19 protein-coding genes, 1 pseudogene and 1 riboswitch are annotated in these 22,455 nt (G+C 56.4%); of the genes and pseudogenes, 12 read left to right on the top strand and 8 right to left on the bottom strand.

The features are described 5' to 3' along the window. Nucleotides 1–192 precede the first annotated feature (192 nt). From AC6I8V_RS13420 to AC6I8V_RS13435, 4 genes are all read left to right on the top strand, one after another. Entirely contained in the window at nucleotides 193–1,203 is a 1,011-nt protein-coding gene (locus AC6I8V_RS13420) for a Zn-dependent oxidoreductase (protein ID WP_497845842.1), read from the top strand. Nucleotides 1,204–1,282: 79 nt separating this feature from the next. Next, nucleotides 1,283–2,566, top strand: a complete 1,284-nt coding sequence (locus AC6I8V_RS13425) for an MFS transporter (protein ID WP_497842738.1) — start codon at nucleotides 1,283–1,285, stop codon at nucleotides 2,564–2,566. A gap of 52 nt (nucleotides 2,567–2,618) precedes the next feature. Next, complete coding sequence (locus AC6I8V_RS13430) at nucleotides 2,619–4,079, top strand: mannitol dehydrogenase family protein (protein ID WP_497842739.1); 1,461 nt, start codon at nucleotides 2,619–2,621, stop codon at nucleotides 4,077–4,079. Nucleotides 4,080–4,250: 171 nt separating this feature from the next. After that, the gene (locus AC6I8V_RS13435) at nucleotides 4,251–4,937 is read left to right on the top strand and encodes a GntR family transcriptional regulator (protein ID WP_497842740.1); all 687 of its coding nucleotides are present in this window, start codon (nucleotides 4,251–4,253) and stop codon (nucleotides 4,935–4,937) included. 65 nt (nucleotides 4,938–5,002) lie between these two features. Here AC6I8V_RS13435 and fbaB read toward each other — a convergent pair whose 3' ends face one another. The 4 genes from fbaB to AC6I8V_RS13455 form a co-directional block, all read right to left on the bottom strand. After that, a complete protein-coding gene (gene fbaB, locus AC6I8V_RS13440; protein ID WP_497842742.1) occupies nucleotides 5,003–6,055 on the bottom strand; it encodes a class I fructose-bisphosphate aldolase in 1,053 nt (350 codons plus the stop codon). A gap of 144 nt (nucleotides 6,056–6,199) precedes the next feature. Next, nucleotides 6,200–7,000, bottom strand: coding sequence for a bifunctional hydroxymethylpyrimidine kinase/phosphomethylpyrimidine kinase (gene thiD, locus AC6I8V_RS13445; RefSeq protein WP_497842743.1), 801 nt, complete (start codon nucleotides 6,998–7,000; stop codon nucleotides 6,200–6,202). Then, nucleotides 6,997–7,782: a hydroxyethylthiazole kinase gene (gene thiM, locus AC6I8V_RS13450; RefSeq protein WP_497842744.1), complete on the bottom strand. Its 786-nt coding sequence runs from the start codon at nucleotides 7,780–7,782 to the stop codon at nucleotides 6,997–6,999. Before thiM ends, thiD begins: the two co-directional genes overlap by 4 nt. A gap of 33 nt (nucleotides 7,783–7,815) precedes the next feature. Further along, a riboswitch (TPP riboswitch) is annotated at nucleotides 7,816–7,916 on the bottom strand. A 99-nt stretch (nucleotides 7,917–8,015) separates the two neighbouring features. Continuing rightward, nucleotides 8,016–8,192 carry a DUF3606 domain-containing protein gene (locus AC6I8V_RS13455; RefSeq protein WP_497842745.1) on the bottom strand — a complete coding sequence of 59 codons (177 nt, stop codon included), beginning with the start codon at nucleotides 8,190–8,192 and terminating at the stop codon, nucleotides 8,016–8,018. A gap of 481 nt (nucleotides 8,193–8,673) precedes the next feature. Between AC6I8V_RS13455 and chiP the strand changes: the two genes are divergently transcribed. From chiP to AC6I8V_RS13470, 3 genes are all read left to right on the top strand, one after another. Then, nucleotides 8,674–10,071 (top strand): chitoporin ChiP, encoded by a 1,398-nt coding sequence (gene chiP / locus AC6I8V_RS13460; protein ID WP_497842746.1) that lies wholly within the window; start codon nucleotides 8,674–8,676, stop codon nucleotides 10,069–10,071. 51 nt (nucleotides 10,072–10,122) lie between these two features. After that, nucleotides 10,123–12,786 carry a beta-N-acetylhexosaminidase gene (locus AC6I8V_RS13465; RefSeq protein WP_497842747.1) on the top strand — a complete coding sequence of 888 codons (2,664 nt, stop codon included), beginning with the start codon at nucleotides 10,123–10,125 and terminating at the stop codon, nucleotides 12,784–12,786. A 345-nt stretch (nucleotides 12,787–13,131) separates the two neighbouring features. After that, nucleotides 13,132–13,335: a hypothetical protein gene (locus AC6I8V_RS13470; RefSeq protein ID WP_497842748.1), complete on the top strand. Its 204-nt coding sequence runs from the start codon at nucleotides 13,132–13,134 to the stop codon at nucleotides 13,333–13,335. Nucleotides 13,336–13,597: 262 nt separating this feature from the next. On the opposite strand, the gene ahpF is transcribed toward AC6I8V_RS13470, so the two are convergent. Continuing rightward, the gene (ahpF, locus tag AC6I8V_RS13475) at nucleotides 13,598–15,166 is read right to left on the bottom strand and encodes an alkyl hydroperoxide reductase subunit F (protein WP_497842749.1); all 1,569 of its coding nucleotides are present in this window, start codon (nucleotides 15,164–15,166) and stop codon (nucleotides 13,598–13,600) included. Nucleotides 15,167–15,244: 78 nt separating this feature from the next. Beyond that, nucleotides 15,245–15,808, bottom strand: coding sequence for an alkyl hydroperoxide reductase subunit C (gene ahpC / locus AC6I8V_RS13480; RefSeq protein WP_497842750.1), 564 nt, complete (start codon nucleotides 15,806–15,808; stop codon nucleotides 15,245–15,247). A gap of 225 nt (nucleotides 15,809–16,033) precedes the next feature. On the opposite strand from ahpC, the gene AC6I8V_RS13485 reads away from it, so the two are divergent. Next, nucleotides 16,034–16,474: a GNAT family N-acetyltransferase gene (locus tag AC6I8V_RS13485; RefSeq protein WP_497842751.1), complete on the top strand. Its 441-nt coding sequence runs from the start codon at nucleotides 16,034–16,036 to the stop codon at nucleotides 16,472–16,474. Between the two features lie 8 nt (nucleotides 16,475–16,482). Here the strand turns inward: AC6I8V_RS13485 and apbC are convergent, their stop codons facing one another. Beyond that, nucleotides 16,483–17,595 (bottom strand): iron-sulfur cluster carrier protein ApbC, encoded by a 1,113-nt coding sequence (gene apbC / locus AC6I8V_RS13490; RefSeq protein WP_497842752.1) that lies wholly within the window; start codon nucleotides 17,593–17,595, stop codon nucleotides 16,483–16,485. A gap of 164 nt (nucleotides 17,596–17,759) precedes the next feature. On the opposite strand from apbC, the gene metG reads away from it, so the two are divergent. Continuing rightward, nucleotides 17,760–19,793, top strand: coding sequence for a methionine--tRNA ligase (metG, locus tag AC6I8V_RS13495; RefSeq protein WP_497842754.1), 2,034 nt, complete (start codon nucleotides 17,760–17,762; stop codon nucleotides 19,791–19,793). A 41-nt stretch (nucleotides 19,794–19,834) separates the two neighbouring features. Here the strand turns inward: metG and AC6I8V_RS13500 are convergent. Continuing rightward, nucleotides 19,835–20,175 (bottom strand): annotated as a pseudogene (locus tag AC6I8V_RS13500) (endonuclease domain-containing protein). 86 nt (nucleotides 20,176–20,261) lie between these two features. Between AC6I8V_RS13500 and AC6I8V_RS13505 the strand changes: the two are divergent. The 3 genes from AC6I8V_RS13505 (at nucleotide 20,262) to cdd (ending at nucleotide 22,359) form a co-directional block, all read left to right on the top strand. Continuing rightward, the gene (locus tag AC6I8V_RS13505; RefSeq protein WP_497842756.1) at nucleotides 20,262–20,654 is read left to right on the top strand and encodes a CidA/LrgA family protein; all 393 of its coding nucleotides are present in this window, start codon (nucleotides 20,262–20,264) and stop codon (nucleotides 20,652–20,654) included. Next, nucleotides 20,647–21,339, top strand: a complete 693-nt coding sequence (locus tag AC6I8V_RS13510; protein WP_497842757.1) for a CidB/LrgB family autolysis modulator — start codon at nucleotides 20,647–20,649, stop codon at nucleotides 21,337–21,339. Before AC6I8V_RS13505 ends, AC6I8V_RS13510 begins: the two co-directional genes overlap by 8 nt. A 120-nt stretch (nucleotides 21,340–21,459) precedes the next feature. Further along, nucleotides 21,460–22,359 carry a cytidine deaminase gene (gene cdd, locus AC6I8V_RS13515; RefSeq protein ID WP_497842758.1) on the top strand — a complete coding sequence of 300 codons (900 nt, stop codon included), beginning with the start codon at nucleotides 21,460–21,462 and terminating at the stop codon, nucleotides 22,357–22,359. Nucleotides 22,360–22,455 lie beyond the last annotated feature (96 nt).

A 22,455-nucleotide genomic window follows, 5' to 3' on the forward strand; every position in this document is an offset into this window, starting at 1 on the left:
TGCGCACCTGAATACGTCATCAATCCTGCGCCCTGGATAAATGCCCGCCAAATCGCATCACCGCGTGTGACCCTCTTCACAACTCCGCAACGCGGACTTGTATGGTAGTATTAGTGCGCGTATTTTTTCATCATTGATTTCCCGTTAATGCCTGCCACCCCGCACAGGATGGCGTCGGGCAAGGAGCAAATGATGAAAAGTGTCGTGATTGAGCAACCAGGTGAACTGGTACTGGCGGACCGTCCGCTGCCGCAACCCGCTGCCGGTGAAGTCCGCGTTAAAGTGCAGTTCGCCAGCATCTGTGGTTCCGATGTGCATATCTGGCACGGCCACAACCCCTTCGCCAAATATCCACGCGTCATCGGTCATGAATTCTTTGGCCTGATTGATGCCGTCGGCGCGGGCGTCGATACCCGTCGTATCGGCGAGCGCGTGGCGGTCGATCCGGTGGTCAGCTGCGGTCACTGCTATCCCTGCTCCATCGGGCGTCCCAACGTCTGCAAAGAATTGCAGGTGATTGGTGTGCACCGCGATGGTGGCTTCAGCGAGTTTGCGGTAGCACCGGCTAAAAACGCTTTCCGTCTGCCGGAAACCATTCCCGATAAACTGGCCAGCATGGTGGAACCCTTCACCATCGCCGCCAATATCACCGCCTTCCTCAAACCTCAGCCGCAGGATGTGGCGCTGATTTACGGCGCCGGCCCAATGGGGTTGACCGCGATTCAGGTGCTGAAAGGCGTGTACGGCGTTGAGCAGGTACTGGTGGTGGACCGCCTGCCAGAACGCCTGGCGCTGGCGCAACAAAACGGTGCTGACCGCGTATTTAATAACAGCGAAATCCCGCTGGCCGCGCAGCTGGAAGGCGTGCAGCCAACGCTGATTATCGATGCCGCCTGTCATCCCACCATTCTGGCGGAAGCCGCTGCCCTCGCCTCCCCGGCGGGTCGAATTGGCCTGCTTGGCTTCTCCGGCGAACCCTGCAGCATCACGCAGCAGAGCCTGACCAGCAAAGAGCTGTCGCTATTCACTTCCCGCCTCAACAGCAACCGTTTCCCGCAGGTGATTGAGTGGATGGAAAAAGGCCAAATCCAGCCGGAGAAACTGGTGACGCACTACTTCCCGCTGGCGGAGATTGAGCGCGCAATGACGCTGTTCGAAAAAGACCCGCGTACCTGCTGCAAAGTGATTCTGCACATGGGTTGAGTTAATCTTCACACCAGGTGTCCTTCTGCCGGTACGTACCCACCGGCAGCAATACAATAAATAAGATGTCGGAGTTCCTATGATTAAGAACCTGCGCTGGACCCTCGTACTGCTGTTGTTTCTGGTTTATATGATCAATTACCTCGATCGTGTTGCCCTGTCCCTGACCGTACCGCTGGTGGAAAAAGATTTGATGATCAACGCCGAGCAGTTCGGCATGATTTTCGGCAGTTTCTTCTTCGGCTATGCGTTGTTTAACTTTATCGGCGGCCTCGCCACCGACAAATTCGGCCCGACCATTGTACTCGGTACGGCGGTGGGCATGTGGTCGCTGTTCTGCGGCATGACCGCGCTGGCGACCGGCTTCTGGTCGATGATGATCCTGCGCGTGCTGTTCGGCATGGCGGAAGGCCCGATCTGCGCCTCGGCCAACAAGGCCATCAACGGCTGGTTCCCGAAGAAACAGGCAGCTACCGCTATGGGTCTGCTGAGTGCCGGTTCCCCACTGGGCGGCGCGGTCGCCGGACCGATTATCGGTTATCTGGCGCTGTCATTCGGCTGGCGTCCGGCGTTCGTCGCTATCTGCCTCATCGGCCTGGTATGGATGGCGATCTGGTTCTTTATCGCGGCGGATAACCCGGCCAAAAGCAAACGCGTGACGCCGGAAGAACACGCGCTGGTGGATCAACTGAAAGCCGAACAGCCGGGCGAAGAAGCCGATCTGGCCGGTGCCGCGCATGGCATGGGTTACTATCTGCGTCAGCCGATTATCCTGGTCACCGCCTTCGCCTTCTTCTGCTACAACTACATTTTGTTCTTCTTCCTGAGCTGGTTCCCGGCATATCTGGTGCAGGCGCATGGTCTGGATATCAAAGCCATGAGTATCACCACCATGATCCCGTGGATTGTCGGTTTCGTTGGCCTGGCGCTCGGCGGCTGGATCTCCGATAAAATCTTCAACATCACCGGTAAGTTACTGTTGTCGCGTAAAATTGTGCTGGTGGTCTCACTGCTGGCCGCGGCAATTTGTGTCGCGCTGGCAGGTACGATAAAAGAGGTCAACTCGGCGGTGATCATGATGTCGATCTCCATCTTCTTCCTCTACATCACTGGCGCCATTTACTGGGCAATCATTCAGGACGTGGTGCACAAAAGCCGTGTCGGCAGCATCAGCGGCTTTATTCATCTGGTGGGCAGCCTGTCAGGCATCATTGGTCCGATTGTCACTGGCTTTATCGTGCAGCACACCGGCAAGTTCGATAGCGCCTTTGTGCTGGCGGGTGTGGTAGCCGGGGTTGGCGCGCTGCTGGTGCTGTTTGTTATCCGCAGCCCGAAAGCCAATAGCAAACCGGTTTCTGCGTAAAAGATTGACCATTACGGGGCGCTTAGCGCCCCGTTTGCTAAAAGGAATGACTATGTTAGAGATTGACCGCCTTCCCGCCGACGTACAGCGTCCCCGGTACGATCGCAGCAGGCTAAAAACCCGTATGGTACACATCGGGTTTGGTGCGTTTCACCGCGCCCATCAGGCGCTGGCAACGGACAAACTGGCCGCCGACGGCAGCGACTGGGGTTACTGCGAAGTGAACCTGAATAGCGGCGCACTGATCGACGCATTACGTCAGCAGGATTTACTCTACACCCTGACCGAAATGGCCGATGACAGCCTGCATACGCGGGTGATTGGCGTAGTCACTGCCGCGCTGCACGGCAAAAGCGATGGTATTGAGGCGGTGATTGAGGCGATGAGCCAGCCGGACGTGGCGATTGTATCGATGACCGTCACCGAAAAAGGCTACTGCCACCTGCCCGCCAGCGGCAATCTCAATACGGATCATCCCGATATCGTGCACGATCTGGCGCAGCCGCAGGCACCGCGCTCACTGCCGGGGCTGATTCTGGCGGCGATTATCCGTCGTCGTGAACGTGATCTGCCGCCGTTTAGCGTGATGTCTTGCGACAATATGCCGGAGAACGGTCACGTCACGCGTAACGTGATTGTCCAGCTGGCGGAGCGTCATGGCAGCGAGCTGGCGGCCTGGATCAAAACCCATGTAACCTTCCCCTCAACCATGGTGGATCGCATCGTACCGGCAATGACCGATGCGGCGTTCGCTACCCTCGCCGCGCGCCTTGGCAGCCGCGATCCGGTGGCGGTCGAGGCGGAACCCTTTTTCCAGTGGGTGATTGAAGACAACTTTGTCCGTGGTCGTCCGGCCTGGGAAAACGCCGGGGCCGAACTGGTCAGCGACGTGCTGCCGTTCGAAGAGATGAAGCTGCGTATGCTGAATGGCAGTCACTCGTTCCTGGCGTATCTGGGCTTTTTGGCCGGATACGAACATATCAGCGATTGCATGGCCGATCGCCATTTCCGCAGCGCCGCCCGCGCGCTAATGATGACCGATCAGGCGCCAACATTGCGCACCCAGGGCGTTGATCTGGCGGCCTATGCCGACTCCCTGATCGCCCGTTACGAAAACCGCGCCATCAGGCATCGCACCTATCAGATCGCCACTGACGGCACGCAAAAGCTGCCGCAGCGTTGGCTTGACAGCGTGCGCTGGCACCTGCGCAATGGGTCATCCTGCGATTTCCTGTTGCTGGGCGTGGCGGGTTGGATGCGTTATGTCAGCGGCGTCGATGAACACGGCCAGCCGATTGAGATTCGCGATCCGTTAAAAGATCAACTGGCGCAGATTGTGGCGAACAGCGAAGAGGGTGCGCCGCGTGTGCGGGCGTTGCTGGGGCTGAAAACGGTGTTCGGCGACGATCTACTGCAAAATGCTGACTTCGTGGCACGCGTCACCACCTTCTATCAGCAGCTGTGTGACGAAGGCGCGCGCGCCACGGTGCACGCCCTCGCCCGTCAGGGCTGATGGCCTGCAACAAACTTGTAGCGCAGATGCAGCGTGCTGATTAGACTGAACCTTTATACCCTGACGCATTCGGGTTGTAGCATGGCGCGCCGCCAGCGCAGCTGCAATCTGAAGCCATGAAGGGGATTCCATCGCGCTGGCGAATGCCAGCCGTAATACGGATATTGCTGCATGTCGATTGCCTATACCATTACCACCAGCGAACCCGTAAATCAGCAGATTTACCGCTACCTGCGCCGGGATATTGTTACCTGCGCCATTCATCCTGGCTCGCTGCTGTCGGAAAAAGAGGTTTCTGCACGCTTTAACGTCTCACGTCAGCCGGTGCGCGAAGCCTTTATTAAGCTGGCGGAAGCCGGGCTGGTACAGGTATTGCCGCAACGCGGCACTTTTGTGCGCAAGATCTCCGCCCAGCGCGTTGCCGATGGTCGTTTTATCCGTGAAGCGGTGGAAATTGCCGTCGTACGCCGTGCGGCGCAGGAGATCACCCCGGTTGGGCTGATGGCGCTGGAGCATAATTTGCAGCTGCAACGCTTAGCGGCCGAGCGTCATGACAGCCAGGCATTTCTGGCACTCGACGACGAATTCCACCGTCTGATTGCGGAAAGCATTAACTGCCTGCTGGCGTGGGAAACGGTGGAGAACATCAAGGCCACTATGGACCGCGTACGTTTTCTCACCCTGAGCGAAGTCTCCCCACCTGAGAATCTGATTCAGCAGCATGAAGAGATTTATCACGCATTGAAAGTGCATGACGTCGAGGCTGCGGAATCGGCGATGCGGCGCCATTTGCAGGAAATGATCCTGACTATAACGCCGATCGCAGAGCGGAATAGCGAATGGTTTGAGACGCCCTGACGTCGGGGGCGTACTGATGCCCTCACCCGGCCCTCTCCCGCAAGACGGGAGAGGGTTAGGGGGAATTACGCTATCGTCACATCTTTCGCCAGATAGACATCCTGCACCGCATTAATCAGCGCCACGCCCTCTTTCAGCGACTTCTTAAACGCCTTACGGCCCAGAATCAGCCCCATGCCGCCTGCGCGCTTGTTAATTACCGCCGTACGCACCGATTCAGCCACATCTGTCGCGCCTGCTGACGCACCGCCGGAGTTAATCAACCCGGCGCGCCCCATATAGCAATTCGCCAGTTGATAACGCACCAGGTCAATCGGATTTTCCGTGGTCAGCTTGCTGTAGACGCGTTCATCGGTATGACCGAAATTCACTGCGGTGTAGCCGCCGTTATTCTCCGCCATCTTCTGCTTAACGATATCCGCACCAATGGTGGCGGCGAGGTGGTTCGCCTGGCCGGTCAAATCGGCGCTGGCGTGGTAATCCACCCCGTCTTTCTTAAAGTCATTGTTGCGCAGGTAGGCCCACAGCACCGTCACCATACCCAGCTCATGGGCGCGTTCAAACGCGGCGGAGATCTCCTCAATCTGGCGACGTGACTGCTCTGAACCGAAATAGATGGTGGCACCGACCGCAATCGCGCCCATATTGAACGCCTGTTCAACGCTGGCGTAGAGCGTCTGGTCGTACTGCGTGGGATAGCTCAGCGTCTCGTTATGGTTCAGTTTCACCATAAACGGAATTTTGTGTGCGTAGCGGCGCGCCACCGAAGCCAGTACGCCGTAGGTTGAGGCCACGCAGTTGCAGCCCGCTTCAATCGCCAGCTCAACAATGTTTTTCGGATCGAAGTAGTGTGGGTTGGCCGCAAAGGAAGCGCCCGCTGAGTGCTCCACGCCCTGATCGACCGGCAGAATCGACAAATAACCGGTCCCTGCCAGCCGGCCGGTGTTGTAGAGGGTTTGCATATTACGTAAAACCACAGGAGAACGATTGTTGTCGGTCATTACGCGATCAACATAATCCGCGCCCGGTAAATAAAGGCTTTCCGCTGGAATGGTCATGCAGCGATGTTGAAGAAGGCTGTCCGCCTCTTTGCCCAATAACTGAACGATGTCCGTCATGTTAACTCCTGATTAATGGCTGGATTGGAGCCGACACCTGTCGACTCACCCCCAACAGCCTGGACCGAAACCCGCCAGGCTGGCAAATTGCTGACTCCATTTTTCAGACGGATTCGCAGGAAAAAATTGGCAATCCGCGGCGTCCTACCACCAGCGATGAAAATGGTGCACCGGGCCGATGCCTTTCCCTACCTCAAGAGAATCGGCGTGCAGCAACGCCTGTTGCAGCCAGGCTTTGGCCTCCGCCACCGTTGCTGCCCAGTCCTCGTGGCGCGGACGCAGCGCGGCCAGCGCCGCCGAGAGCGTACAACCGGTGCCGTGGGTATGACGGGTGTTTACGCGCGCCGCGGTAAAACGCTGACGTCCGCTGCGGGTGATCAGCCAGTCCGGGCTTTCCGCATCACTCAGATGTCCTCCCTTCATTAGTACCGCTTCACAGCCGAGGTCCAGCAGCGCATCGCCCTGCATCAACATGGTTTTCTCATCCTGCGCCATGCTGCGGCCTAACAACGCGGCAGCCTCCGGCAGATTCGGCGTGATCAGTGAAACCTGGGGCAACAGCAACTCACGAATGCTGGCGACCGCATCCGGCGACAGCAGCGGATCGCCGCTTTTGGCGAGCATCACCGTGTCCAGCACCACGAACGGCAGGCTGGCACGCTTCAGCTTATCGGCCACCACCTCCACCACGGCGGTTTCCGCCAGCATCCCGATTTTGGCACTGTCGATGCGCACATCGTCCAGCACCGAATCCAGTTGCGCGCCAACAAAATCCGGTTCGATGCGATAGACCGACTGCACGCCGCAGGTATTCTGCGCCACCAGCGCGGTGATCACGCTGGTGCCGTAGGCGCTGAGCGCTGAAAACGTTTTGAGGTCGGCCTGAATACCCGCGCCGCCGCTGGGGTCGGTACCGGCAATGGTGAGTGCGTTGATACGTTTCATAGCGCCTCCTCCAGTGTCCAAAGCCCATCAAGGAAAGCGGCGACAAAGCTGCCCGGCCCCTGCGCCTGCTGCGCGGCGCGTTCACCCGCCAGCGACATCACGCGGCAGGCAGCGGCCACATGTTGCAGGCGGTCGCCCGGCAGGCTGGTAAACGCCGCTACCACCGCAGACAGCGCACAGCCGGTACCCACAACCCGTGTCATCAGCGGGCTGCCTCCGGGGATCGCGAAGGTGCGCGAGCCGTCGGTGACGTAATCCACCTCGCCGGTCACCGCCACGATGCTGTGATAGTCACGCGCCAGCTGCTGCGCCGCGCTGAGCGCCGCATCCGCCTGATGCAGGCTGTCGACGCCGCGCCCGCCCGCGGCCTGGTTCGCCAGCGCAAGAATTTCCGAGGCGTTGCCGCGAATGGCTGCGGGTTGCTGACTCAGCAGATGCTGACAGAATTCGGTGCGCAGCGTGAGTGCGCCCACCGCCACCGGATCGAGCGTCCAGGGCGTAGCGGCGTTATTGGCGGCCAGCACGGCAGCCTGCATCGCGTCCCGGCGATCGCGGGTCAGCGTCCCTACGTTGATCAAAAGAGCATCGGCAAAGCCACTGAACTGCGCGGCTTCGTCAGCGTCGATGACCATCGCCGGTGAGGCGCGCAGCGCCAGCAGCACATTGGCGGTAAAGGTTTGCACGACGTCATTGGTCATGCAGTGGACCAGCGGTGCGTCCTGACGGAGTCGTTGCAGAGAGTGCGCGAGCTGCGCGGGGGGAAGAAGGTCAGGCTGTTTCATAAGGCTCCCAACCGGCGATCAAGAAGGCGAATGCGGTCAGGCATCTGACTTCCCTACGCTGGCATTATCCAGTTCAGGTCAACGGGTGTATCTCAGCCTTTTCCTTGCGGAAAGCGGCACCCCGAGTCGTGAGTAACGTTCATTACATCCCGCCAGCATACGGGAAGTCGCGCCAGCCAGGCAATAAAAAAACCCCGTAAAACGGGGTTAGTTAGGTGTGTCTTACCTGAAAGTCATTTGCGCAGATATTGCTTAACTTTTTCCGTGCCATTCCCTACGTTTGCCACTGCGGTGCGAAGTTCTGATGCGGTTACTTCCAGGGTCTTAGTCCAGTATTCGACCTCCCAGGTTTCACTAAGACTAATAAAGCGCGTGTCTTCCGGTTGTCTTCTCTTTAAATCATCAGCCATTTTGCAGCTCCTGAGGTTAATGTTGAAAACATGACGATCGCCAACTTACCTGCTCGCTTTAGCAAAGGAAGTTAGCGGTTTGTTCCTGCATTACGTCCCCCCCTTCAGACCTGGAGCCAGCATCGCGCTGGCTCCAGGCAAAAATCCTAGACAATATACGCACCCAGATCAAGGTGCAGTCATTGAACTTAAGTATAGTAATCGAGCATTTTGACTCTTCTGTGCTGGCCTGATCACCGCCACCTTTGTCTGAATGATACGCGTAAACCTATGCCTTCCCACAAACTGGTTACAAACTCAACATTCACGTAACTATATGATGAAGAAAGATTAAAATCCTTATTTTGCGTGTCGTGTCATAAATTGTAATAAACGTCATTGATAATTCGCGCCGCGAAAAATAGCATCACGCCACTGGTTACATTAAGTAACAGTTACGGAAAATAATCGTCACTAAGGGAATTATCACGGAGGATTCACCATGCGCAGGATTATTCGCACGCCGCTCTCTGCGGCCATTGCCACCACCCTCTTCGCCACAACCTTCATCCCCGCTACGCCAGCTCTGGCACAAGGTTTCATTGATGACTCCTCGCTTAACGGCGCACTCTATTACTGGCAACGCCAGCGCGATCGCAAAGAGATGGACCCGCAGGAAGGTAAGTACGGCCAGTACGACGCCAACCTGCACCACGCCTCTGCCAATGCCAGCCTCGATTTTTCGTCTGGCTATCTGGCGAATTTCATCGGTCTCGATCTCGCCGCTTATGGAGCCCTGGAGCTGACCAACGGTGGCCCGGCGGCACCGAACGAAATTGGCTTCAGCAATGCACGCACCCGCTGGGATGAGCAGTGGACTGGCGATAAAAATGGCGCCAGCCTGTATAAAGCCGCACTAAAAACCCAATGGCAGGACTACTGGTTGCGCGCAGGTTATCTGCAACCGACCGGCCAGACGCTACTGGCATCGCACTGGGGCTTCCTGCCGGGCACCTATCGTGGCGTGGAAACCGGTGCCGCCTTTGATTTTAACGATGCCGGCGCCCTCTCCTTCTCATGGATGTGGACGGATCAGTACAAAGCGCCCTGGTATCAGCATATGTACAACTTCCGCAAAGCCGATGGCGTGACCGATATCCCATGGCTGCAATCGTTCGGTGCGAAATACGACTTTAAGAACCATCTGGTGCTGGAAGGCGCGTATGGCCAGGCGGCGAATTATATGGACCAGTACTTCGCCAAAGCCTCGTGGCAGTTGCCGCTGGCAGGCCAACCGCTGCGCACCAGCTATCAATTCTACGGCGCGCAGGATCGTGAACGCGGCGGTGCCAGCAGCGTCAACGATGTCTACGACGGGTTAGCCTGGTTGCAGGCCATGACGTTTGGCTACACCCTCGGCGCTTTTGATTTCCGCCTCGAAGGTACCTGGGTTAAAGCCGAAGGCAATCAGGGCTTTTTCCTGCAACGCATGACGCCGCCTTATGCCAGCTCGAACGGTCGCCTGGATGTATGGTGGGATTCACGTTCCGACTGGAACGCCAATGGCGAGAAAGCGCTATTTGCGGGGGTGATGGTTGATCTCGCCAACTGGCAATTGCCCGGCTGGCAGGCTGGCGGGTCCTACGCTTACGGCTGGGATGCGAAACCCTCGACCAATCCCCTCTATAACCAGCAGCAACGCCTGACAGAATCCGCCTGGAGCCTCGACCTGGTGTATACGCTGCAGGAAGGCCGCGCCAAAGACACCATGTTCAAACTGCATTACACCCAATATGACAACCACAGCAATCTGCCCAGTTTCAGCGGTGGTTACGGCAATATTTTCCAGGACGAGAAAGACATTAAATTTATGGTCATCGCCCCCTTTACCCTGTTCTGACCCTCAGCTGGCAGGTGCCAGTTCAAGTCATCCGTGCATAAGGATCACAGCATGAAAAAGTTACAATTAAGTCTTCTGGCGCTTAGCGTGATGGGCCTGAGTGCCTGCACCTCGGTGCCGCAAAGTCAGCAGGAGGTGGTCGATCAAATCAGCCAGTTTGGCGTGCAATACCAGGTTACCGATAATCAGGCCGCCAGCCACGGTGTGGACTGCGCCAGTCTGGGCGCAGACTGGGCATCGTGCAATCGGGCCACCATCCGTCTGACCAATAACGGCCCGGCCATCACCAGCAAAAACTGGGCGATTTATATGAGCAACGTGCACGAAACCCTGCGCGTGGATAACGACCAGTTTAAGATGACGCACATCGTCGGCGATTTAACCCGCCTGGAACCCACCGACAAATTCACCGGTTTCGCCGCTGGCGCAACGGTCGAGATCCCCATCGTCAATGAATACTGGCAGCTGTTTATTACCGATGTGATGCCGCGCTGGTACGTTACCGCCGAAGGCGCATCACCGAAAATTATCAGTAGCACCGACACAGAAAATTTAACGGACTTCGTCCAGCCTTTTGGCGATCAGTGGAAACGTACCGCTGACGACAAAAACGTGCTGATGCAGCCAGTCAGCCGCTTCGACAAAAATGCCGATATTCGTTTGCTGCCTGCTGCCGGGTTACGCGGACAAATCACTCCAACGCCGCGCACGGTGAAAATCCATGCGGCGGATGTCGATCTGAGTCAGGGCGTGGCCCTGCATCTTGATGTGCTGGCGTCGGACCAGGCTGATGCAGTGCGGCAACGCGCTGCCCTGCTGGGTATTCAGCCGAACCCACGCGGTTATCGCATCTCAACCCGTGTTACCTCCGGCGGATTCAAAGGTGAGGAAGAGGTATCCGGTGCGTATCAGTTGCGTATTACGCCGCGCGGCACCGATATCATCGGCTATGACTCGGCTGGCGTGTTCTATGGTCTGATGTCGTTGCTGTCGCTGGTGCCTGCCGAAGGGCAACCGATCATCGCGACGCTGGACGCAAAGGATGCGCCACGTTTTGCCTATCGCGGCGCTTTCCTCGATGTCGCACGCAACTTCCATAGCAAGCAAGCGGTGCTCAGGATGCTGGACCAGATGGCTGCCTGGAAGATGAACAAATTCCACTTTCACCTGAGCGATGATGAAGGCTGGCGTCTTGAAATCCCTGGTCTGCCGGAGTTGACCGAGATAGGCAGCAAACGCTGCCATGACCTGAGTGAACAGCAGTGCCTGGTGCCGCAGCTGGGTTCCGGCCCCTTCAGTGATAACAATGGCAGCGGATATTTCAGCCGCGCCGACTACATCGAGATCGTAAAATACGCCCAGGCGCGCAACATTGAAGTGATCCCGGAAATTGATATGCCCGCCCACGCGCGCGCGGCCGTTATCTCGATGGAAGCGCGTTATCAGAACCTGATGAAAGCCGGGAAAGCAGATGCGGCCAGCGAATTCCGTCTGGTGGACCCGACCGATACATCCAACACCACTTCGGTGCAGCTGTACGATCGCACCAGCTATCTCAATCCCTGCCTCGACTCCTCGCAGCGCTTTGTTGACAAGGTGATCGGCGAAGTTCAGCGCATGCATCGCGAAGCGGGTCAGCCGCTGAGCACCTGGCACTTCGGCGGGGATGAAGCGAAGAACATCCGCCTTGGCGCAGGCTATACCGACCTGAAAAAACCGGAAGCAGGCAAAGGCCTACTTGATCAAAGCAGGCAGGACAAGCCGTGGGCCAAATCGCAGGTTTGCCTGGCTCTGGTGAAATCCGGGCAGGTGCAGGATCTTGAGCATCTGCCAAGTCACTTCGCGCTGGAGGTCAGCCAGCTGGTCAAAGCGCATGGCATACCGGTGATGCAGGCGTGGCAGGATGGACTGAAAGACGCCGCCAATGCCCATGCTTTCGCTACCTCGCGCGTCCGCGTCAACTTCTGGGACACCCTCTACTGGGGCGGCTTTGCCAGCGCCAGCGACTGGACGCAAAAAGATTACGACGTGGTGATCTCCAACCCCGATTACGTCTACATGGACTTCCCGTATGAGGTCAATCCGCTGGAGCGCGGTTATTACTGGGGCACACGCTTCAATGACGAGCGCAAGATGTTCGGCTTCGCTCCCGATAACCTGCCGCAAAATGCTGAGACCTCGGTTGACCGCGACGGTAAGTCCTTCGAAGCCACCTCAGACAATCCCTGGCGTGGGGCCTATGGTCTGTCTGCTCAACTGTGGAGCGAAACCGTACGCACCGATGAGCAGATGGATTACATGATCTTCCCGCGTCTGTTGTCAGTGGCTGAACGTAGCTGGCATCGCGCCAGCTGGGAGCTGGATTATCAACAGGGCCGCAGCTACAAAGGCGGCGAAACCTTTCACGTCGACCAGACGCAGCTCACCCGTGACTGGCAACGCTTTGCCAATCTGCTAGGCCAGCGTGAACTGGGCAAGCTGGATAAAGCAGGTATCCACTACCGTCTGCCGGTACCGGGTGCGCGCGTGGTGGCAGGCAAGCTGGAAATGAATGTCGCTCTGCCCGGCCTGCCACTTCAGTACAGCCTGGATAATGGCAACAGCTGGCAGGACTACCACCCGCAGGTGCAGCCGATAATCGGCATTAGCGATAAGGTGATGGTGCGCAGTATCAGCCCGGATGGTAAGCGCATGAGTCGTGCCGAAAGCCTGTAAAACTGAAAAATTGCGCTGGATCAGTTTTGGTCGGAAAGAGTCCTGGAAGACATATCTAATCCAACGCAAATACGTGGTTATATATTGGATATATTAAAAAGGAGGTTAAACAACTTAATTACTTATCAAGGCTATTGTCGTTATAGAAATAAGACAGGGTAAATCAAAATATTTTGCGCGCTGGCATTATTTCCCGCGCGCCTTTTTATTAAAAAAGAATAATTAATGCCAAATTGCGACCGACATCACTGTAGCTTGATTAATATCAAGCCCTGAACGGGCAAAAAACGGCCTAATTTCGTTCCGGACTTGAAGGGTATAAATAAACCATTTCCGGCAGACACAATGAAATTAAAATTATTCAGCTTTATTCCGCACGCACATAAATGGCACAACATTACGATTTCGCGTAAAGGCGCGATTTCTCCCTCCGGCCGACATTACCCCTCCACGCATGTTCATGCGCATTGCAAAGGATGTGGTGAGCGCATCCATCGGATTTATTACCGCGATATTAGTGATGCTGAAGCGCGTCGCTGGTTGGGTTAACGGGTCTGATATCGCCGGACCCCAGATTGCAGGCAGGTTCTGACATGATACCCTGCCAGCACTGGCTTCCTGCCATTGCCACTGCTATGGCCGATTTGCTAAATACATTGAGTCACCCGATTTACCTCTCAACTCCGCTTATTCGTTTTATTCTTCCTGGCTGTCTGACGCGGATGCACAGGGGGCGGCATTAAAATGATCAGGCAAAAAAAAGCCCCGCAACATAAATTGCGGGGCTGCTGCGTGGCTATCGCATAAAAACTTATTCAGCCGGTTTGGTGCGGATCAGATAATCAAAGGCGCTCAGTGAGGCTTTCGCGCCTTCACCGCTGGCAATGATGATCTGCTTGTACGGCACCGTGGTGCAGTCGCCCGCTGCGAACACGCCTTTCAGGCTGGTTTCGCATTTGGCATCAATAATAATTTCACCCATACGGTTGCGCTCAACCGCGCCTTCCAGCCAGGTGGTGTTCGGCAGCAGGCCGATCTGCACGAAGATACCGCTCAGCGCGATTTCGTGGCTGGTCTGGTTGGTACGGTCAATATAGGCGAGGCCGGTCACTTTGCTGCCGTCGCCTTTCACTTCGGTGGTCTGTGCGTTCAGGATCACATCGACGTTTTTCAGGCTGCGCAGTTTGTCCTGTAGTACTTTGTCGGCACGCATTTCGCTGGCAAATTCCAGCAGCGTCACATGTTCAACGAGACCCGCAAGGTCAATAGCCGCTTCCACACCCGAGTTGCCGCCACCGATCACCGCAGTACGTTTGCCTTTAAACAGCGGGCCATCACAGTGCGGGCAGTAAGTTACGCCTTTGGTGCGATAGGCTTCTTCGCCCGGCACACCCATGTTACGCCAGCGCGCGCCGGTCGCCAGGATGATGCTGCGTGATTTCAGCACTGCGCCAGAGGCAGTTTCAATCGCGTGCAGACCACCCTCTTTAGCGGCGGGGATCAGCTTGATTGCGCTCTGGGTATCGATAACATCAACATCGTAATCATCTACGTGTGCGCGCAGTGAACCGGCCAGCTTCGCGCCTTCAGTTTTCGGTACGGAGATGTAGTTTTCGATATCAACGGTGTCGAGCACCTGGCCGCCAAAACGCTCGCCCATCAGGCCGGTACGGATACCTTTACGCGCCGAGTAAATCGCTGCTGCTGCGCCTGCCGGGCCGCTGCCGATGATCAGCACTTCATAGGCATCACGTTTGTTCAGTTCTTCCGCCGCACGTTTATCTGCGTTGGTGTCCACTTTGCCGACGATTTCCGCCAGGCTCATGCGCCCCTGACCGAACTCTTTACCGTTGAGGTAAACCGCCGGCACGCCCATCACGTTGCGTTCGGTAATTTCGTTCTGGAACATGCCACCGTCAATCGCGGTGTGGCTCACACCCGGATTGAGGATCGCCATCAGGTTCAGTGCCTGCACTACGTCCGGGCAGTTGTGGCATGACAGGGAATAATAGGTTTCGAAATGGAACTCACCTTCCAGCGACGCGACCTGATCCAGCAGGCTCTGCGCTTCTTTTGAAGGGTGTCCACCGGTCTGCAACAGTGCCAGCACCAGTGACGTAAATTCGTGGCCCATCGGCGAACCAGCAAAACGCGGGCCGCTATGGCTGCCGGGATTGGTAATCAGGAAAGAGGGTTTACGTACCGGACGATCGTTCTCTTCACGGAAGCTGACTTTATCAGACAGGCTCGCGATATCTGCCAACAGGGTCCGAATCTCTGTGGATTTGGCGCCATCATCCAGTGTGGCAATTAACTCAACCGGTTTCGTTAATTTCTCAAGGTATGCCTTGAGTTGGGTTTTTAAATTGGTGTCGAGCATAGTGAGTTCCTGTTGCTGGTGAAGAAAATCGGGTGCCGTAGCACCCGATTAGAGAAAGATCGAAGGGCTGCGGGTGACTTAGATTTTGCCAACCAGGTCCAGTGACGGAGCCAGAGTCGCGTCGCCTTCTTTCCATTTAGCCGGGCAAACTTCACCTGGGTGAGAAGCAACATACTGAGCCGCTTTCACTTTACGCAGCAGGTCAGATGCGTCACGACCAATGCCTTCAGCAGTGATTTCGATCGCCTGGATAACGCCTTCCGGGTCAACGATGAACGTACCGCGATCTGCCAGACCTTCAGCTTCACGCATGATTTCGAAGTTACGGGTCAGAGCGCCAGTCGGGTCGCCGATCATCGCGTATTTGATTTTCGCGATGGTTTCAGAAGAACCGTGCCAGGCTTTGTGGGTAAAGTGGGTGTCGGTCGAAACAGAGTAGATATCTACGCCCAGTTTCTGGAATTCTTCGTGATGATCAGCCACGTCGCCCAGTTCGGTCGGGCAAACAAACGTGAAGTCAGCTGGGTAGAAGAAGAAAACACTCCATTTACCCTCAACGTCTTTCTCGGTTACGTCGATAAATTCGCCGTTTTTGAAAGCTGCGTTTTTGAACGGTTTAATTTTGGTATTAATGATAGACATCGGGTGACCTCCGTTAAAAGATGTGATGCAGGTTACATAATTTTCGGGCCAACATCTAATATGCAGCCGTTATCAATCAGATAAACAAAAGCTATCAAACGCGACAACGCCCGATTTATGCGGCCTGCCGCGGCATTCTACACAGAAACCACCTTGATTTAACGTGGTTTATCTTTTTGCGGCAGAACTGCTACTTTTGACTAATCCGCCTGCTGGAGTTCATCTGTGTATATTCGACTATTTGAGGAAGCTGACCGCCCTTTTCTGCGCACGCTGTTTCTCGCCGCCCGTCGAACCAACTGGACCTGGATCGACAGCGATGACTGGCAGCTGGAAGATTTCGATCGGGTGATCATTGGCGAAACGGTACTGGTGGCGGAGATTGAAGGCCATCGCGCCGGATTCGCGGGAGTGCTGGACAACGACAACTTCCTGCATAGCCTGTACGTCGCCCCGGATTTTCAGGGCCAGGGCGTAGGGAGTGCGTTGCTGGAAGCGGTGCAGGCGCGCTTCACCTCCACCGGGGCGTTGAAGTGCCTGCTACAAAATCAGCCTGCGCAAACCTTTTATCTGAAACATGGCTGGCAAAAAGTGGCGCAGGGCGAGAGCGATCAGGGGAAATATCTGCTGATGCATTATCCGCTGGCAACCCGCGCCAGCGGATAGTCAGCCGATCAGACCGCGCGGAAGGCGATATCGGCGGGGATCACTTCACCCTGCCAGTAAAGCTGCGCCGCAACACGACCGGCCAGCTGGCGATACAGGGCAGTGAATTCGCTGTCGGGACGGCGGATAACCGTCGGCTCGCCATCATCAAGATCTTCGCGCAGATTAATGTGCAGCGGCAGCTGAGCCAGCAGACGGGTGTTGTAATCCTGCGCCAGTTGCTGCGCGCCGCCGGTGCCGAAAATCGGCTCATGATGGCCGCATTCGCTACAGATATGGATGCTCATATTTTCCACCACGCCGAGCACCGGCACGCTGACTTTCTCGAACATCACAATACCTTTGCGCGCATCAATCAGCGCAATATCCTGCGGCGTGGTGACCACCAGCGCGCCGGTAACCGGAACGTTTTGCGCCAGCGTCAGCTGGATATCGCCGGTGCCTGGCGGCATGTCGAGCACCAGATAATCCAGATCCGGCCACAGGGTTTCATTCAGCAACTGCATCAGCGCTTTGCTGGCCATTGGTCCGCGCCATACCATCGCGTTATCGTCGGTCACCAGATAACCGATGGAGTTGGTTGCCAGTCCGTGCGCCATAATCGGCGCCATATGGGTGCCGTCCGGCGACGTAGGCCGCTGGTTTTCCGTGCCGAGCATATTGGGCACCGACGGGCCATAGATATCCGCATCGAGGATGCCGACGCGCGCCCCTTCCGCCGCCAGCGCCAGCGCCATATTCACCGCGGTGCTGGATTTGCCGACGCCCCCTTTGCCGGAACTGACGGCAATGATGTTTTTCACCCCGGTGGTGCCCGGATGATTTTTCACCCGCTTCAGGGTGGCGATATCGTGGCGCAGCCGCCAGTCAATGGCGCGGGTCTGGGTCAGACGCAGTAATTCGGCGCTGGTTTGCGCTTTCATTTCTTCAAACGCACTCGCCCAGGCGAAAGGCATCACCAGCTCGATATGCAGTTTGTCATCCAGCAACGCCACATGGCGCAGGGCTTTCAGTGTCGTGAGATTGTGTTTCAGTGTCGGGTGTTCAAAGCCACTCAGCACGCCCATCACCACGGCGCGCAGGGCTTCAGGTGAATGCTGTTCCCGGGATTGTAGGGTCATCCCCGCTCCTTACTTTTTTTCTGTCGCTAAATGTCAGCGGTGTAACATCAATAATATCAGATAGGGGCTAAAAGTGACGGCGCTGTCCGGTTGTGTTTACGCCAGAGAGTGCTTCGGTTAACATCTTAAGCCCGATTTTTCATTTATAGAAAGCTACGCAAACTATGACTCAAGTCGCTAAAAAAATTCTGGTAACGTGCGCGCTGCCTTACGCGAACGGTTCAATCCATCTCGGCCACATGCTCGAGCATATCCAGGCAGACATTTGGGTGCGTTACCAGCGAATGCGTGGCAATCAGGTTTACTTCATCTGCGCCGATGACGCGCATGGCACGCCGATCATGCTGAAAGCCCAGCAGCTCGGCATTGCGCCAGAGCAGATGATTGCTGAGATGAAGCAGGAGCACGAAACTGACTTCGCAGGCTTCGACATCAGCTATGACAACTATCACTCGACGCACGGCGACGAAAACCGCCAGCTGTCGGAGCTGATTTATGGCCGTCTGAAAGAGAACGGCTTTATCAAAAATCGCACCATTTCGCAGCTGTACGATCCGGAAAAAGGCATGTTTCTGCCGGACCGTTTCGTCAAAGGTACCTGCCCGAAATGCAAATCGCCGGATCAGTATGGCGACAACTGTGAAGTGTGCGGCGCGACCTACAGCCCGACCGAGTTGATTGAGCCGAAATCCGTGGTTTCTGGTGCGACGCCGGTGATGCGTGATTCCGAGCACTTCTTCTTTGATCTGCCCTCCTTTAGCGCCATGTTGCAGGCGTGGACCCGTTCTGGCGCATTGCAGGAGCAGGTGGCGAACAAGATGCAGGAGTGGTTCGAATCTGGCCTGCAGCAGTGGGACATCTCCCGTGATGCGCCCTATTTTGGCTTCGAAATTCCTGACGCGCCGGGTAAATATTTCTACGTCTGGCTGGATGCGCCGATTGGCTACATGGGGTCATTCAAAAACCTGTGTGACAAGCGCGGCAACATCGATTTCGACGAGTTCTGGAAGAAGGATTCCACTACCGAGCTGTATCACTTTATCGGTAAAGACATCGTCTATTTCCACAGCCTGTTCTGGCCGGCCATGCTGGAAGGCAGCCAGTTCCGTAAACCGACCAACCTGTTTGTTCACGGTTATGTGACGGTCAACGGTGCGAAGATGTCAAAATCACGCGGCACCTTTATCAAGGCCAGCACCTGGTTACAGCATCTCGATGCAGACAGCCTGCGCTATTACTACGCGGCGAAACTGTCATCACGTATCGACGATATCGACCTCAACCTGGAAGATTTCGTGCAGCGCGTAAATGCTGACATCGTTAACAAAGTGGTGAACCTGGCGTCACGCAACGCAGGCTTCCTGACCAAACGCTTTGGCGGCAAGCTTTCGGCTGAGCTGGCCGATCCGGCGCTGTATAAAACCTTTACCGATGCGTCTGAGAAGATTGGTGAAGCCTGGGCCAGCCGTGAATATAACCGTGCAATCCGCGAGATCATGGCGCTGGCGGACCTCGCCAACCGTTATGTCGATGAGCAGGCACCCTGGGTGGTGGCGAAAGAGGAAGGCCGTGACGCCGACCTGCAAGCCATCTGCTCCATGGGTATTAACCTGTTCCGCGTGCTGATGACCTGGCTGAAACCGGTGCTGCCATCGCTGAGCGCGCGTGCTGAAGCCTTCCTGCAAAGCGAACTGAGCTGGGATGCCATTCAGCAGCCGCTGCTGGATCACAACGTGGCCCCGTTCAAAGCGCTGTATGGCCGTATTGAAATGACCAAAGTTGATGCGCTGGTTGAGGCATCGAAAGAAGATGCGGCGGTGGCTAACAAGCCTGCTGCTACCGGCCCGCTGGCCGATGCGCCAATTGGCGAGACCATCACTATTGATGATTTTGCCAAAGTCGATATGCGTGTCGCGCTGATTGAGAAAGCGGAACTCGTAGAGGGTTCGGACAAGCTGCTGCGTCTGGAGCTGGATCTGGGCGGCGAGAAGCGCCAGATTTTCTCCGGCATTCGTGCGGCTTACCCGGATCCGTCGGTACTGGTCGGCAAAATGACCATTATTGTGGCTAACCTGGCACCGCGTAAGATGCGTTTCGGGGTATCGGAAGGCATGGTGCTGTCAGCCGGACCGGGCGGGAAAGACCTGTTTGTTCTGTCCGTGGATAGCGGTGCTCAGCCGGGAATGCCGGTTAAGTAAGGTATCGCGGCCGCCCTCTCCCGCCTGCGGGAGAGGGCCAGCTACGCAGTCATCCTTAACTGCTGATAAATCGCCTCCATCACCGCATCAAACGCCATAAACACCGGATGATTCCAGAAACGGATCACCCGCCATCCCGCTCAATAATCAACAGACGTTCAATGCAGGCGAAATCAACCCTGTAACGCCCAACCGGATGCTGGCGACGAAACCTATATCCACACAAATGGCGATTGCGTAAAAAATGCCATAACCGCAGTTCGGCCTCCGGCATTTTCTGACGCCGCTCTCGCGGGGTTAGCGTTGTTCCTTTCTTCGTGACCTCCTTATCCAGCGCCGCCAACCTATCCATTTTTATCGCCGTTGTCAGAATGCGTTGCATAAGCTGGAATCCAGCCCGCAATGTGATCTCTGGCACGCTAAGCGCTTAATGCGTATGATGAAGCCCTATGAAAACAGGAGCCTGTCATGCTCACCGTGCTATCTGTCTGCTGGCGCTATTTTCGTGCCTTTGTCATCATTTATGCCGCACTTTATGCCGGGATTGGCATTGCTGCTCTGCTTCCTATCACCATTCCTGGTAGCATCATCGGAATGCTGCTGCTGTTTACCCTGCTGGCGCTGCAAATCCTGCCGGTGCACTGGGTTAAACCCGGCTGCCATTTATTTATCCGCTATATGGCGCTGCTGTTTGTACCGATAAGCGTGGGGGTGATGAGTTATACCGACATCCTCACCGCCCAGTTCGGTCCGATTGTCGTCTCCTGCCTGATCAGCACCTTCCTGGTGCTGGTGATCGTCGGCCTGAGCGCCGAACGTATGCAACGCCCGAACACGCTGAAGGAGCCAGAGGATGAGTGATATCTGGTGGTCATTGCCGCTCACGTTGCTGGCCTATTTTCTGGCGCGCAGGCTGGCGGCAAAAATCAATATCTCGATCATTAATCCGCTGCTGGTCGCGATGGCAATCGTCATCCCGATTTTGCTGCTGACGCATATGCCCTACGCCCGCTACTTCGCTGGCAGCGCCGTGCTGAATCAGTTCCTGCAACCGGCGGTGGTGGCGCTGGCGCTGCCGCTGTATGAGCAGATGCATCAGATCCGCGCTCGCTGGAAAACCATTATCAGCGTCTGTTTTATTGGCAGCATGACGGCGATGATTTCCGGCACCGCCATTGCCTTATGGCTGGGAGCGACGCCAGAGATCGCCGCCACCATTATGCCAAAATCCGTCACCACCCCGATTGCGATGGCGGTTTCCGGTTCACTGCACGGCATTCCCGCCATCAGCGCCATTTGCGTGCTGATCGCCGGGGTGCTCGGCGCGGTGTTCGGTCATATGCTGCTGAACCTGATGGGGGTGAAAAGCAAGGCGTCACGCGGGCTGGCGATAGGCAACGCCTCACACGCACTCGGCACCGCGCGCGCCGCAGAGATAGACTATCAGGAAGGGGCGTTCAGCTCTCTGGCGCTGGTGATTTGCGGCATCATTACTTCGCTGCTGGCCCCTTTTTTGTTCCCGCTCCTGATGCACTGGCTGGGGTAAAACTTGCGAGAGATCTCGCAAAGTTGAAACAAGCAAGAAAGCTTGCATTGTCAGGGCGATACAGATCACATATAACCCTTCAGGCGGCGCGCCGCCGCTGACGAGTTTACGAGGTCCATCATGCATCCAAGATTCACCACTGCTTTCTCTGCCCTGCCGATCAATCTGCAACAGGCGCTGCAACCGCTGCTCGCCAGCGCCGATTTTCATGGCGTGTTACTGGCCAGTGAAGTGACGCAGTTACAGCAGGCAACCGGCCTGGATGCCGATGCGCTGGCACTGGCGTTGCTGCCGATTGCCGCCTCCTGCGCGGTGGCCACGGTTTCAAACTTCAATGTGGGAGCGATTGCACGCGGCGTCAGCGGCAACTGGTATTTCGGCGCCAATATGGAGTTTCAGGGCGCGCCCCTGCAACAAACGGTACATGCTGAGCAGAGCGCCATCACCCACGCGTGGCTGCGCGGTGAAGAACAACTCGACGCCATCACCGTCAACTACACGCCATGCGGCCACTGCCGCCAGTTTATGAACGAGCTGAACAGCGGCACCGCCATCCGTATCAGCCTGCCCGGCCGAGCCATCAGCACGCTGGGTGATTATCTGCCAGATGCCTTCGGCCCGGCGGATTTGAATATCAGCGAACGCCTGCTTACCCCGATTGATCACGGTTTTGTTTTACAGGGCGACACCCTGCAACAGGCGGCGATTGAAGCCGCGAACCAAAGCCATGCGCCCTACAGCCAGAGCTACAGCGGTGTGGCGCTGCGTAGCCGTAGCGGGCAGATTTTTAGCGGACGTTATGCGGAAAACGCGGCATTCAATCCCAGCCTGCCACCGTTGCAGGCGGCGTTGATTCTGATGAATATGCACAACGAGCCGCTGGACAGCGTGCAGCAGGCGGCGCTGGCCGAGTGTCGTTCCGGCACGCTCAGCCAGCTGGATGCCACCCGCGCCACCCTGACAACGCTGGGATGTCGCGACCTGGCCGTAGTGGATTTGTCAGCCATCGCAGTTAAGTGATCCTTTCACCGCTTTTGTGACCTTTTATTAACAAACGCTGTACATCTGCAGGAAATTTCATAGGATCGGGCGCCAGAAATCACTTCACAATAAGAA

Source organism: Pantoea sp. X-Soil-TKNS-1207, assembly GCF_059730485.1.